This is a genomic window from Polynucleobacter paneuropaeus, from assembly GCF_003261235.1.
GTDB lineage: Bacteria > Pseudomonadota > Gammaproteobacteria > Burkholderiales > Burkholderiaceae > Polynucleobacter > Polynucleobacter paneuropaeus.
In genome coordinates, this window is the sequence record NZ_CP030085.1 from 284,008 (window position 1) to 297,729 (window position 13,722).

Annotated in this window: 16 protein-coding genes; 15 read left to right on the top strand and 1 reads right to left on the bottom strand. The window is 43.0% G+C overall.

Features of this window, described 5'->3' with window-relative positions; genetic code table 11:
* Window positions 1-5: 5 nt before the first annotated feature.
* From plsY to Pas1_RS01600, 7 genes are all read left to right on the top strand, one after another.
* Complete coding sequence (gene plsY, locus Pas1_RS01570) at window positions 6-629, top strand: glycerol-3-phosphate 1-O-acyltransferase PlsY (protein ID WP_112208826.1); 624 nt, start codon at window positions 6-8, stop codon at window positions 627-629.
* Window positions 630-641: 12 nt separating this feature from the next.
* Window positions 642-1,013: an MAPEG family protein gene (locus Pas1_RS01575; RefSeq protein ID WP_112294286.1), complete on the top strand. Its 372-nt coding sequence runs from the start codon at window positions 642-644 to the stop codon at window positions 1,011-1,013.
* A gap of 19 nt (window positions 1,014-1,032) precedes the next feature.
* Window positions 1,033-1,824, top strand: a complete 792-nt coding sequence (gene folE, locus Pas1_RS01580; RefSeq protein ID WP_225971463.1) for a GTP cyclohydrolase I — start codon at window positions 1,033-1,035, stop codon at window positions 1,822-1,824.
* 32 nt (window positions 1,825-1,856) lie between these two features.
* A complete protein-coding gene (locus Pas1_RS01585) occupies window positions 1,857-2,075 on the top strand; it encodes a hypothetical protein (RefSeq protein WP_112208828.1) in 219 nt (72 codons plus the stop codon).
* Window positions 2,076-2,229: 154 nt separating this feature from the next.
* Window positions 2,230-2,538: a high-potential iron-sulfur protein gene (locus tag Pas1_RS01590; protein WP_112294287.1), complete on the top strand. Its 309-nt coding sequence runs from the start codon at window positions 2,230-2,232 to the stop codon at window positions 2,536-2,538.
* A gap of 156 nt (window positions 2,539-2,694) precedes the next feature.
* Entirely contained in the window at window positions 2,695-3,552 is an 858-nt protein-coding gene (locus Pas1_RS01595) for a class I SAM-dependent methyltransferase (RefSeq protein WP_112294288.1), read from the top strand.
* A 67-nt stretch (window positions 3,553-3,619) separates the two neighbouring features.
* Entirely contained in the window at window positions 3,620-4,159 is a 540-nt protein-coding gene (locus tag Pas1_RS01600) for an HPP family protein (RefSeq protein ID WP_112294289.1), read from the top strand.
* Between the two features lie 23 nt (window positions 4,160-4,182).
* On the opposite strand, the gene Pas1_RS09590 is transcribed toward Pas1_RS01600, so the two are convergent.
* A complete protein-coding gene (locus Pas1_RS09590; protein ID WP_158525165.1) occupies window positions 4,183-4,329 on the bottom strand; it encodes a hypothetical protein in 147 nt (48 codons plus the stop codon).
* A gap of 113 nt (window positions 4,330-4,442) precedes the next feature.
* On the opposite strand from Pas1_RS09590, the gene Pas1_RS01605 reads away from it, so the two are divergent.
* The 8 genes from Pas1_RS01605 (at window position 4,443) to Pas1_RS01640 (ending at window position 13,689) form a co-directional block, all read left to right on the top strand.
* Window positions 4,443-5,930, top strand: coding sequence for a mannose-1-phosphate guanylyltransferase/mannose-6-phosphate isomerase (locus Pas1_RS01605; RefSeq protein WP_112294290.1), 1,488 nt, complete (start codon window positions 4,443-4,445; stop codon window positions 5,928-5,930).
* A 32-nt stretch (window positions 5,931-5,962) separates the two neighbouring features.
* Complete coding sequence (gene gmd / locus Pas1_RS01610) at window positions 5,963-7,105, top strand: GDP-mannose 4,6-dehydratase (protein WP_112294291.1); 1,143 nt, start codon at window positions 5,963-5,965, stop codon at window positions 7,103-7,105.
* A 29-nt stretch (window positions 7,106-7,134) separates the two neighbouring features.
* The gene (gene fcl, locus Pas1_RS01615; protein ID WP_112295142.1) at window positions 7,135-8,109 is read left to right on the top strand and encodes a GDP-L-fucose synthase; all 975 of its coding nucleotides are present in this window, start codon (window positions 7,135-7,137) and stop codon (window positions 8,107-8,109) included.
* A complete protein-coding gene (locus Pas1_RS01620) occupies window positions 8,106-9,161 on the top strand; it encodes a hypothetical protein (RefSeq protein ID WP_112294292.1) in 1,056 nt (351 codons plus the stop codon). The genes fcl and Pas1_RS01620 overlap by 4 nt, the downstream gene beginning before the upstream one ends.
* Window positions 9,118-10,341, top strand: a complete 1,224-nt coding sequence (locus Pas1_RS01625; protein ID WP_318784736.1) for an NAD-dependent epimerase/dehydratase family protein — start codon at window positions 9,118-9,120, stop codon at window positions 10,339-10,341. The genes Pas1_RS01620 and Pas1_RS01625 overlap by 44 nt, the downstream gene beginning before the upstream one ends.
* 127 nt (window positions 10,342-10,468) lie before the next feature.
* Window positions 10,469-11,326: a Wzz/FepE/Etk N-terminal domain-containing protein gene (locus tag Pas1_RS01630; RefSeq protein WP_112294294.1), complete on the top strand. Its 858-nt coding sequence runs from the start codon at window positions 10,469-10,471 to the stop codon at window positions 11,324-11,326.
* Window positions 11,327-11,443: 117 nt separating this feature from the next.
* The gene (locus tag Pas1_RS01635; RefSeq protein WP_112294295.1) at window positions 11,444-12,553 is read left to right on the top strand and encodes a DegT/DnrJ/EryC1/StrS family aminotransferase; all 1,110 of its coding nucleotides are present in this window, start codon (window positions 11,444-11,446) and stop codon (window positions 12,551-12,553) included.
* Between the two features lie 224 nt (window positions 12,554-12,777).
* Complete coding sequence (locus Pas1_RS01640; RefSeq protein ID WP_112294296.1) at window positions 12,778-13,689, top strand: glycosyltransferase family 2 protein; 912 nt, start codon at window positions 12,778-12,780, stop codon at window positions 13,687-13,689.
* The last annotated feature ends 33 nt before the right edge of the window (window positions 13,690-13,722 follow it).

Below are 13,722 nucleotides of genomic sequence, written 5' to 3' on the forward strand. Positions count from 1 at the left end.
GGGCTATGGATCCTTTAGTCTACTTACTCATTCCCATTGCTTATTTAATTGGTTCAATTTCTTTTGCCGTGATTGTCAGCAAAAGTATGGGATTACCTGATCCTTATACCTATGGTTCCGGTAACCCGGGTGCCACTAATGTGCTGCGCACCGGTAATAAAAAAGCGGCTGTACTTACCCTGATTGGCGATGGTGCCAAAGGCTTTATTGCGCTAGTACTGGCTCGCTGGCTCTTGGGTGATGACACTTTGGTTGGGACCTTGAACTCTTGGGTCCTTTGCGGCGTAGTGCTGGCCGTATTTTTGGGGCACCTCTTTCCTATCTTTCATGGCTTTAAGGGTGGTAAAGGAGTTGCAACAGCCTGCGGTATTTTGTTTGGCATCAACTGGATATTGGGCTTAGCCACATTAAGCACTTGGTTGATTGTGGCTTTTTTTACCCGATACTCATCTTTGGCGGCGATCTGCGCTGCCATCTTTGCTCCGGTGTATTGCGTCTTTTTATTTGGTGTTGAGCCGATGGGCCTGACTTTGACAGTCATGTGTGTATTGATGCTCTGGCGCCATCGCAATAACATCGTCAAATTATTGGATGGATCCGAAACGCGGATTGGTTCAAAGAAAACCTAAGAAAGAAAACACATGACCATCGCCTACGCTTGCATCCTCTTCATGGGTTTGTTGCCTTATGTCGCTGCTGGAATTGCTAAAAAAGGTTTTCAGAACTACGACAATAGCCGGCCGCGTGAGTGGTTAGCAAAACAAGAAGGTTTTCGAGCAAGAGCCAATGCTGCTCAAGCCAATCTCTTTGAATCCCTGCCATTATTTTTTGCTGCGGTCATCATTGCGTCCATTGCGCATGCTCCCCAAGCCAATTTAGATCTGCTATCGATTGCTTTTGTCTCTACCCGTATCGTTTATCTGATTTGCTATGTCGGTAACTGGCCTACCGCAAGATCCATTGTGTGGACCTGCGGTATCGCCTGTATAGTCGCGATCTTTTGTCAAATTTAATTATTCATCACCTACCTTTATGCCAACTAAACCCATCCCTAAAAAAACAGTAGCAAACAAGCCTGCGACCAAGCAGGCGTCTACTAAGCAAGTCGTGAGCAAGAAAACGGCTCGTGCAGTTAGTAAGAGTGATGCTGGCACTCCCTTATCGGTCATTATTCGCCGCCGTATTGTGGCGCAAAAGGCGCGCTTTCATGCCAATGACAATATTTCTGCGTTTATTAAGCCCGGTGAGTTAGAGGGCTTGGTTGATGAAGTAGCGCAAAAGATGCAAGCCGTTTTAGAAAGTTTGGTGATCGATACTGACAATGATCACAATACCAAAAAAACGAGTGAGCGCGTTGCTAAGATGTACGTGCAAGAAGTCTTTAATGGGCGCTATGTAGAGCAACCCACCTTAACCAAGTTTCCCAATGTCAGTCACCTCAATGAGCTGATGATCATTGGTCCAATTACGGTTCGTAGCGCTTGCTCGCACCACCTATGTCCTATCATGGGCCGCATTTGGATTGGGGTCTTGCCCAGTAAAACTTCAGCTTTGATTGGTTTATCCAAGTACTCTCGCTTAACGGAGTGGGTCATGTGTCGCCCGCAAATTCAGGAAGAGGCTGTGGTCGAGCTAGCCGATATGCTGGAGAAAAAGATTAAGCCCATTGGCGTTGCGGTGGTGATGGAGGCCGATCACTTTTGTATGCAATGGCGCGGTGTGAAAGATCGGGATTCCAAAATGATCAATAGCGTGATGCGCGGCTCATTTTTAAAAGATCCCAATTTGCGCCGAGAATTTCTCTCCTTAATTGATAAGCGTTAATTGAAAAATAGTTACTGATCAATATTGAGCTGATGCGCAACTTACTCTCCATCATCTGTAGCTTGCTTTTGTTTGGTCTGCTTGCGTGTTCGGGACCGCAGTTCCCCAAGACCAATAGCGATCCAGCTAAAAATAATGCCAAAACGTTCAATCAAGATTTAAATGATTGCATCGAGGTGTATCCAGATGGCTTAGCCGGTGTTCATGTAAAGCAGCGCATCTCGTGCATGAACCTCAAAGGTTGGCATTAATAGTTAGGCTAAACCAGCCAATTTTGTTTTGAGAACAATTCTCAAGTAAATAGCCAATGAAATCAGGCTCTTAAGTCGTCTGCAACGCGAGTAAATCTTCTGTTTTATGATTCCTTCAGTTTCTTGTGTTTACCCTTAACTCTCTGGAGATCGTATGCAAAACAGTCGTCGCCAATTCATGATTCTTTCCGCTGCTGGTGCTGCAACTTTGGCTTTAAATAGCAAAGTTCAAGCGCAAGCGATGGTTTCTCCTACTGATCCCCAGGCTGTTGCATTGGGTTATGTAGCTGATGCTTCTAAAGTAGACAAAGCAAAATACCCCAAGTTTGTGGCCGGTTCCCATTGCGGTAACTGTGCGCTTTATCAAGGCGCTGCTGGTTCTGCTGCTGGCGGCTGCGCATTGTTTGCTGGTAAGCAAGTGCACAGCGCTGGCTGGTGCTCTGCATATAATAAGAAGGCGTAATTTGGTCTTGCTTTAGCTAATGCAAATAAAGCCACCTTCGGGTGGCTTTATTTTTTACTCCTTAGCCTAATCTAGCTGGTACAGTTGTCTGTGTAGTAGTTTGGACATTGATGTCTGAGCAGGTATAGAAACTTAATTTTTTTATCCACTTTTTAAATGACGATTCAATTTCAAAATCAGACTCTCAATCCTCTTATCGCTAATTTAGAGATTTTTAAGGCCTATCAACAATCGCCTTATCTTTCTTTAAAGCACTCGGCTTACTTTCAGGTGTATGAAGAGTTGCTTTCACAGTACCGCGGTAAATCCATCACCTTTGTAGAGGTCGGCGTACTGAATGGCGGTTCTTTATTTATGTGGCGCAATTTCTTTGGCCCCCAAGCCCGAATCATCGGTATCGATTTCAACCCGCTAGCCAAACGCTGGGAGCAAGATGGCTTTGAGATTTATATCGGCAGCCAAAGTAGCTCTGATTTTTGGAAGAATTTTTTTAGCGCAGTTGGACCAGTCGATGTTTTATTGGATGATGGTGGTCATACTAATGAGCAGCAAATCGTTACTACACATGAAGCAATTCCCTTTATCAAGGATGGCGGCTTGCTACTAGTTGAAGATGTGCATACAAGCTACTTCAAGGATTTTGGTAACCCTTCAAAATATTCATTCATCAACTATGCAAAGCAATTTGTGGATGTGGTGAACTCCAGATTTCCTGGCGTTCAGCCTGCTCCTCAGGCTCGATTTAAGAAAGCGGTTTACTCGGTTCACTTTTATGACTCAATCGTAGGACTGAGCGTTGATCGGACTAAATGTTTTACCAGTAGCTGGACCTCGAATGAGGGGCAAACTTTTGAGGCTGAAGACTATCGGCATCACGATAGCGCTGCAAGGCAACTTAATCAGGCCTTAATCAAAACTTTTCACAAGGTGGGTCTGAAAGTGAGTATGGGTAAGTTTCTCAAGCTTGTAGAGGCGCCGCTGGTTAAAAATCGGTTAAAGCGGTTCTTCAAGTAAGCACTCCTTCAAAAATTGGCTTTTAATCAGTAAGCTTGAATCAGGTAATTCAAGGGACGAGATAAATATGCGCACCATCAAAGAGAGCCTTAAGCACTGTTTGTTTTATTTGGGTGGCGACCAACCGCCGGTTAGCTGGCAGGAGAGGGCGCGCACTTTTTTAGGAGCGTTTCTTGGTCTAATGTTAGTAATCACTATCGCCAAGTACCTTGGTGAGACTGTAGGAATTGATGAATGGTTGATGGCCTCTTTAGGAGCAAGTGCATTGTTAGTTTTTGCTCTTCCGCAAAGTCCTTTGGCTCAACCTTGGGCCGTGATTGCCGGCAATACGCTCTCAGCTTTAGTGGGCATCACCTGCGCCCACTTTACGGATTTACCCATTTCAGTGACTTTGGCGCTAGCGGCTTCTCTGTCGATTTTGGGGATGTTTATTCTGCGCTGCTTGCACCCCCCTGCAGCTGCAGTAGCCCTTATTGCAGTTCTAGGCCATGGCTTGCAATATCGCTATGCTTTTTTCCCAGTGATGGTCGATTCCATCCTCTTGGTCATAACTGGTGGCATTTATAGCAATCTGACTGGTAAGGTTTACCCAAACCAGCCAAAATAGGGCTCTAGTACCCTAAAAATACGTTATTTGATCTTGCCGGCGGCAATCGAGGCTTTGCAGTCCTGAATGCTGTAGTTCTGAAATTTGCCAAAGTTCTCTTTACGAACCGATTGTCCGCATTCTGAGACCGAATTGCGTAAATTGATTTTAGGGATATTGCCTGTGCTCATGAAAATCTCCTCTATTTTTTGTAATGAATCATTTGCCCATTAGTTTGCACCCTAAAAGCCTATAAAATCAACCCACTAAGCGAAAACTCAACAAATCAGGATTCATTGACCTTATGACTAGTGTTACCCCCGTCATCCTTTGTGGTGGTTCCGGCACGCGTCTTTGGCCTTTATCTCGCTCTGGCTTTCCTAAGCAATTTTTAGTGCTATCTGGGAGTGACTCAAAACAAAGTTTGTTTCAAGAAGCGATTGAGCGCATTAATGCAATTGGTAATCAAGACATTACTTTAGGTCCAACCTTAATTGTCACTAATGAAGAGCATCGCTTTTTAGCTTTAGATCAATTACGCGAGTTGCCCGAAATTAAAGCGACGCTTTTACTTGAACCGATTGGTCGCAATACAGCCCCCGCACTGACCTTAGCCGCTTTTCAAGCGCGAGATGGCGGATCCAATACTGAGCTTGATCCAATTTTGGTGATTACCCCTGCGGATCAAACTGTACAAAACACGGCTGCATTTGTTAAAGCTTTGCAAGAGTGCATTGCAGTAGTTAATGCAGATCAAAGTAAAAAGACCATTGCCATTTTAGGGATCACACCCACAGCGCCTGAGACGGGCTATGGCTATATTGAGCGTATGCAAGAGCAGGGCGCTCATCATGAATACACCGTTGCCAAGTTTGTGGAAAAGCCAGATAGCAAAACTGCGCAGAGTTATTTGGCTGATGGAAACTATCTGTGGAATAGTGGGATGTTTGTCCTGCGCGCGAGTACTTGGTTGGCAGCTTTAAAAGAATTCAGATCCGATATTTTTGGCGCGAGTGAAACCGCGTGGCAAGGCAAAAGCATGGATCAATCGGGCGAGGTCAGTTTTGTTAGGCCTGATACAGCCTTATTTACAAGTATTCCTAGCGAATCAATTGACTACGCCGTCATTGAAAAATGCCCGGGCACCAGTTTTAGTGTCAAGATGGTAGAGCTCAATGCCGGTTGGAATGACTTGGGTGCTTGGGATGCCGTTTGGCAAGTGGGTAGTCAAGATAGCAATGGCAACGTCACGAGTGGCGACACCTTACTCTCCAATACCAAGAACTCTTTAGTCCACGCCAGTACCCGTTTAGTGAGTACCGTGGGTATTGATAATTTAGTGATTATTGAAACAGCGGATGCCGTATTAGTAGCCGATAGAGCCAACAGCCAGGATGTGAAACACATCGTCTCTCAATTAGATGCGCAAAAGCGGGAAGAGAAAAATCTCCATCGTAAGGTCGCTCGGCCTTGGGGTTGGTATGACAGTGTGGACGAGGGCGAGCGCTTTAAAGTGAAACGTATTCAGGTAAAGCCGGGCGCCAGCCTGTCCTTGCAAATGCATCATCATCGCGCTGAGCATTGGATTGTGGTTAAAGGCATTGCGCAGATTACCAATGGCGATCAGGTGATCACCCTACAAGAAAATCAAAGTACGTTTATTCCCCAGGGGCAGACCCATCGCTTGGCCAACCCTGGCAAAGAGCCTTTAGAAATTATCGAAGTGCAGTCGGGTAGTTATTTAGGCGAAGACGACATTGTGCGTTTTGAAGATACCTACGGACGTAGTTAGTAAATACAAGATTACAAGCAAGAGAAATTCATATGACGAACGATAAAACTGCGAAACAAAAAGTTGCCCTAATCACCGGTATTACCGGACAAGACGGATCCTATTTGGCTGAGTTCTTATTGGAAAAAGGCTACATGGTCCACGGTATTAAGCGCCGCGCCTCTTCGTTCAATACCGAGCGCGTCGATCATCTTTATCAAGACCCACATATCAATCATCGTCACTTTGTATTGCATTATGGTGATTTGACCGATTCAAGCAATTTAACCCGCATCATTCAGCAAACTCAGCCAGATGAAATTTATAATTTGGGCGCGCAGTCTCATGTGGCCGTTTCTTTTGAATCGCCTGAGTACACTGCCGATGTTGATGCGATGGGTCCTTTGCGAATCTTGGAGGCGATTCGAATTTTGGGTCTGGAGAAGAAAACCCGTTTTTATCAAGCCTCCACTTCGGAGCTCTATGGCCTAGTACAAGAGATTCCCCAAAAGGAAACCACACCCTTTTATCCACGCAGCCCTTATGCAGTAGCCAAGCTATATGCGTATTGGATTACTGTGAACTATCGTGAAGCCTATGGCATGTATGCCTGCAACGGGATTCTTTTTAATCATGAGTCTAAGCGTCGTGGCGAGACCTTTGTGACCCGCAAGATTACCCGGGGTTTATCCAATATTGCCCAAGGTCTAGAGCAATGCTTATACATGGGCAATATGGATGCGCTACGCGACTGGGGCCATGCCAAAGACTATGTGCGTATGCAATGGTTGATGTTGCAACAAGAACAACCAGAAGATTTTGTGATTGCGACTGGAGTGCAATTTACTGTCCGTGAATTTATTGTCCGTAGCGCCAAGCAATTGGGCATCACCCTCAAGTTTGAAGGTAAGGCTGAGAAAGAAGAGGGCATTGTGGCAGCCATCGAGGGAGATAAAGCCCCCGCCCTCAAGGTGGGTGATGTCATTGTAAAGATTGATCCACGCTACTACCGTCCTACTGAAGTCGAGACCCTTTTAGGTGATCCGGCCAAAGCCAAAGCCAAATTAGGTTGGGTTCCCGAAATTACCATCGATCAGATGATTGTGGAGATGGTTGCCAATGATCTGGACCAAGCCAAGCAACATGCTTTGCTGAAAAAGCATGGCTTTAGTGTGGCCTTTGGTAAAGAGAATTAATAAATATCAAAAACACCGTGCCTACTGATTTGAACCAAAAGATTTATGTGGCTGGCCATCGCGGTATGGTGGGCTCGGCAATTGTGCGTGTCCTCAAAGCCCAAGGTTGCAGCAATATCATCACGCGCACGCATGCTGAGCTCGATTTAACCAATCAAGCTGCTGTTAAGCAATTTTTTGAACAAGAAAAACCAGCTCAAGTGTATTTGGCTGCCGCTAAGGTGGGTGGTATCCATGCAAACAATACTTATCCCGCGCAGTTTATTTACGACAACTTGATGATGGAGGCCAATGTCATTCATCAAGCGTTTGAAGTAGGCGTAAAGAAACTCTTGTTCTTAGGATCGAGCTGCATTTATCCAAAATTGGCAGCGCAACCCATGGCAGAAAATGCCTTACTGACGGGTGAGCTCGAATCGACTAATGAGCCCTATGCCATTGCCAAGATTGCGGGTATTAAATTGTGCGAGAGTTATAACCGCCAATATGGCCAATCGCATGGTGTTGACTATCGCTCAGTCATGCCCACCAATCTTTACGGCCCAGGAGATAATTACCATCCTGAAAATAGCCATGTGATTCCAGCGCTCATCAGACGCTTTCATGAGGCAACAGTGAGTAATGCACCTGAAGTGCTGATTTGGGGCACGGGTACCCCCAAGCGTGAATTTTTATATGTTGAGGATATGGCAGAAGCTTCAGTCTTTGTCATGGATTTAGACAAGGCGATCTACGATCAACACACCAGCCCGATGCAAAGCCACATTAATGTGGGCTTTGGTGAAGATGTGACGATTGCGCAGCTGGCACATGCGGTGGCCGCAACTACAGGTTACGCGGGCAAGATTGATTTTGATGCTAGCAAGCCCGATGGCGCTCCTCGCAAATGTATGGACTCTTCGCGCTTAAATACCCTGGGCTGGAAAGCCAAAATTGGGCTGAATGCGGGTTTAGCCAGAGCGTATTCCGACTTTTTGCAACACACAGCTGAGAAAATCACTTGAGAATTGGCTTTCATACCAATAGCTTGTCGTTTCGAGGCGCTGAAATTGCTGTTTTTGATTACGCGCTACATAACCAATCCCTGCTTCAAAATGAATCACTGGTATTTTACAAAAGCCACCTGCCTAGTGAGCCTAGCGTTGTTGAAAAATTTTCTCAGCACTTCAAGCTCTTGCCTTATCAAACTCATGCAGATCTGGCGCGCTTAGCAGATCAAGAAAAAATCGATTTGCTGTATTTCATTAAATCAGGTGAGCGCGATGGTGACATCATTAGTAATGTTCCTTGCGCGGTTCATGCTGTTTTCCCCACTAAGCCAGCAGAATTTCATGGCGATAAGTTAGCCTTTGTTTCGCAGTGGCTGGCCAAAGAGTATTCCAATCATAAAATTCCTTTTGTACCCCATATGATTGATTTGCCCAATGTACAAGAAGATCTGCGCGTAGAGCTCAATATTCCAAAACATGCCACAGTAATCGCCAGCTATGGCGGGTCAGATAGTTTTAACTTACCTTTTGTACATGAAACCATTGTGCAGGTATTGGCTAAGCGTAAGGATCTTTATTTTATCTTTATGAACTTTGCCCCTTTTGCCCAGCATGAGCGCTTGATCTTCTTGCCAGGCAACTCGGACATGCATTACAAGATGCGTTTTATTAATACTGCCGATGGCATGATTCATGCTAGAGGAATAGGAGAAAGCTTTGGCTTGGCTTGTGGTGAGTTTTCAATCAAGAATAAGCCGGTCATGACCTATGCATTTTCGCCACAGCGCAGTCATATTGAAATATTGGGAGATAAAGCACTTCTTTATCAGGGTAAAAAAGACTTAGCGCAAATGCTGCTGAACTTTAATCCCCAAGTTCAGCATGAACGTAATTGGGATGCCTATAGTACAAATTTTTTACCTTCTGCAGTGATGAATAAGTTTAAAAAAGTATTTTTATCTAGTGATGCTCAAGATTTACGATTGAGCCCATTGGATAAATTATCGATACAGAGATATCGTCTTGAAAGAAAAATACGAAATCTCTCTAAGAAAATGTATCTATAGATCATCAAGGCCCATTATGAATATTCTTTTAACAGGTGGAGCAGGATATATTGGTAGTCACACTGCGGTTGCGCTCGCCAGCGCCGGATATACCCCAATCATTCTAGATAATTTTTGCAATAGTGACAAAAGTGTCCTTAAGCGCTTAGAAAAGATCATTCAAAAGCCTGTTGCATGCGTAGAAGGTGATGTGCGCAATACAGATATTAAAAAAAGTTTCTACTATTTTTGTACAACTCTTTTTTTGTTTGACTTGATTTGTAATATCTATAACCATATCCAGGGTATCAGCTGGGGCGGCATTCCACTGGAAATCAGACCGGGAGATTGGCTTGGAAGATCGGGCGGCATATTCGGCCACCCGTTTTACAGTATTGATATTTCGCTTGTTGCTTTATTTACTGCGTTCCTATTAAGAAATCGATATCTAGTCCCACTACTTTTGACAGTAGTGCTCAACCTAGTTTTAGCCGGCTCGCAAAGAGGCATGTTGGCTTTAGCTCTAGTTATTATTTTGTATGCCCTCTTTTACTGGAGAGCCAAAACAATCTATATTTATTTAGTATCCGCTCTGATCGTCGGCGCAGTTTTTTTAGGCGTTGCAGATATTGCAGTCCATCATCCTGAGCTAGTGGCCCACAACGAGAGAATCTTTCGCTGGAGCTATGGCTATGAAGCGCTCATTAGCAATTGGCAGCAGGTGAACAATTATCTTCGCTTGAATCCTGAAGTTTTTATTCCCCAGTCATCTAGCTTGATTAATTCACCATTATATTTAAAGACCCCTTTATTTTTCATTAACGCTGAATCATATTATTTATCAGAGGCGGTCAATTACGGATTGCTAGTGAGTTTGCTCTCAATCCTCATTTTTTTCAGAGTCTACAAAATCAATCACAAATGCAATGATGCTTTGCTAAAGTTAAGCTCTGACAGTGGGGAGATTTCAGCTGCATCAAGTCTGCAAGCTAGCCCTAGCTCTAGCCTTGGCTCAACATGGATTGCATTTTTTCTGGGCTTTTTTATCTTTTTAGACGGTTTTTATGGCTACTTAATGGGAGTTACTTTTCTAATTTTTTTTACGCAGTGGTGTGTTTTACAGACCAATCTGCCCTTAAATTTCAAAAGAGGGGTGAGTAGGCAAATTTTTGTGATATTTGGTTTTAATAGATATAATTAATTGAGGTAAAAACAAGCATTAATCTGTTTGATGTATAAATTCACGTAGTTAAATAGAGATAAAACAGATATTCACCCAAGCTTAGAGATGTAAAACGCAATAACCAATAACCAATAACCTATCACCAATGACTTCGCCAGATCACCAAAACACGCACCATCAAACTTTGGATATCGCACATGAAATCTCCCTATTAGAAATACTTGATTTTTTTAAAAAGTCCTGGAAAATCATAGTCTTAGGATCTTTTTTGGGTTTAATTTGCGCAATTGGCTACCTTTTGGTGACCCCGCCAATGTACGAAGCCACTGCCCACATTCGCATGGCGCAAGTCTCCCAAACCAATCCCGCAAACCCCTTTGGCGCCGTCATAGAAGACCCTACCTCCCTGATCTCTCGGATGCAGTTCCCCACCAATTATTCGCCTGAGGTGATTAGCGTCTGCGATTATCAAGATCAACCCCAAGCGGCGCTAGCCCTATCAAAAGCGGCTAAATTTTCGATCCCCAAGGGCGTGGCTAATGCAGTGGAATTAAAAGTGCTTGCCCCCACTTCGCAGTTAGCAGCAAGCTGTGCCCAGGCAATCTTCGTGCAAATTGCTAATATGCAAGAGCAGCTTTCCAAAAACTTTGTTGAAGAGGCCAAAATTAAGCTTGACTCCGATAATGAGCACATCGAGGGCGCCAGAAAACTCATTACAAAAGCAGACCAATCGGGAAGCGCTATGTCGGCAGCCTATTTATCTGCCCGTGATGAGCTGACCTATTTTTTAACGGATCGTGAAAAGATGATCGATCTAATTAATTCGGTCAAAAGCAGGGGCACTCGCCTAGATTCTCCAATTTACGCCTCGGAGCGACCCGTCTCGCCTAAAAAGGCGATGAGCTTGATCGCCGGTTTAGTGGCAGGTTTTTTCTTAGGATTGCTGTTCGCCCTGGGCCGCAAATTTATACAGCAATCCAGTTTGAGCGGGAGACTCAATTGATTTTGAGTCTGAGGATTGCATCCAGGGTGCGAGATCGGGCATTAGCGGGCGTGAGTAATGGCAATAAATATCTAAATAGAGTAGTAATCTTGCTTTAATTAAAGAAGGATTAATCAGATGAAAGATAAGCCAATTTATGTTACCGAACCATTTCTTCCGCCTTTAGATGAATTCACTATTTATTTAAAGCAGATTTGGAAAAATAAAACACTTACTAATGGCGGCCTCTTTCATCAGCAACTAGAAAAAGCCCTCTGTGAGTATCTTGGCGTAGAGCATATTTCGTTGTTTAATAATGGTACGGTTGGGCTCATAACTGCTTTGCAGGCTTTGAAAATCAAAGGGGAGGTTATTACCACTCCTTACTCTTTTGTGGCTACAGCCCATTCGCTTCTTTGGAATGGAATTGAGCCCGTCTTTGTTGATATTGATCCCAGTACTTTAAATTTAGATCCATCAAAGATTGAAGCCGCAATCACATCTAAAACCACGGCCATCATGCCGGTACATTGCTATGGACATCCTTGTGATGTGGAAGCAATTCAGGAAATTGCAGATCGTCATAACTTAAAAGTAATTTATGATGCAGCACATGCTTTTGGGGTGCAATGCGATTGCGGCAGTGTTTTAAAGCATGGCGACTTGTCCGTTCTTAGTTTTCACGCCACTAAAGTATTTAATACTTTTGAGGGTGGCGCAATTGTTTGCCCGAACGCCGAGACTAAGCGACTCATTGATCGGCTTAAAAACTTTGGCTTTGTAGATGAGGTCACGGTTAATGTAGCTGGGATCAATGGGAAGATGAGCGAGGTAAATGCGGCATTTGGTTTGGTGCAACTTAACCATATTGATGCTGCGTTGGAGGGGCGCAAGACAGCCGATACGCTCTATCGGGCACTTCTTAAAGATGTTATGGGAATTCGATTTCTTGAAGGCTCGGGTGAAAGAGTTGCCAATTATTCCTATTTTCCAATAATGGTCGAAAGCTCATACCCTCTTACTAGGGATGAGCTTTATCATAGGCTAAAACAAAGCAATATATTTGCAAGACGATATTTTTATCCACTGATTAGTGAATTTCCAGTGTATAAAAAATTTCCCTCAGCCAGTCCGGGCATGCTGCCGGTTGCTACGAAGGCCTCTCAAGAAGTTCTATGTTTGCCTTTGTATTCATCCTTGCCCGAAGTTGAGCAACTTAGAATTGTTTCATTGATAAAAAATATTTAATTTTGTAATGAAGTTGAGCAACTAAGATATTTATCACAAGAATTTAAATAAATATTGATGATATATCTTTGGCCCTTAAACAACGACGTTAATATAAATTTTTCTATTCTAGAATTAAAAATATAAGGCTATTCATATAGAATATGATAATTAAATTTCTATAAAAAATGATATGCAAAAAACTTTTGAAAAGAATTCAACATTTATATTTTTATAATTAATCTATGCTTTTATCTATAGTTATTCCTGTTTTTAACAATTCAAAAACTCTTGAAAAGATCTTTGATCAAATTCTTACTGTTTGGGAGAAATCTTTTGGTGATTTACAAATCGAGGTAATTTTTGTAAATGATGGCTCATCCGATGACTCCCGTAAGGTGATTGAGAGGCTTCAGCGCTCAAATAAAATTGTTCAACTAGTTAATCTATCAAGAAATTTTGGCCAATTGGGCGCCCTAATGGCTGGTTTTAAAAATGCTAAAGGTGATGCAATTATTTGTATAAGTGCAGATCTTCAAGATCCTGTTGAACTAATGGGTAAGATGGTCAATCATTGGTTGAATGGAGGGGCGGAAATAGTTATTTGCCATAGACAGGGAAGGTTGGATGGGCTTTCGGCTAGTCTTGCTTCTAAAGTTGCCTATAAGATATCTCGCCTAACTTATACGGAATTACCCCTAGGCGGCTTTGATTATTGGCTAATGACTAAACGCATAAACAATATGCTGCTTGAGTTTAAAGGAAGGCATAATTTTCTTCAGGGTTATTTGGTTTCCCTAGGCTTTAGTAAAACCTTTATACCTTATGTAAGAAGGCAGCGAGAAGTTGGAAAATCTGGATATAGTTTAAGTAAAAAAATAAAAATCGTTTACGACTTTATTGTTGATACCTCACATTTACCAATACAGTTAATATCCTTAGTTGGCTTTATATTTTCAGCTATAAGTATTATTTATACATTTTTTATATTTTATGCTTGGTATTGTGGAGAAACCCCTTTCAAAGGTTGGGCTCCAATTATGATTGCCATACTATTAACTGGCGGCCTAATAATGATGATGCTAGGAATAATTGGGGAGTATATTTGGAGAATATACGACAATCAAAGAGATTTCCCAGCTTATATTATAGATTAGTCTATTTATTTTAAATACACTTGAATTGTGATT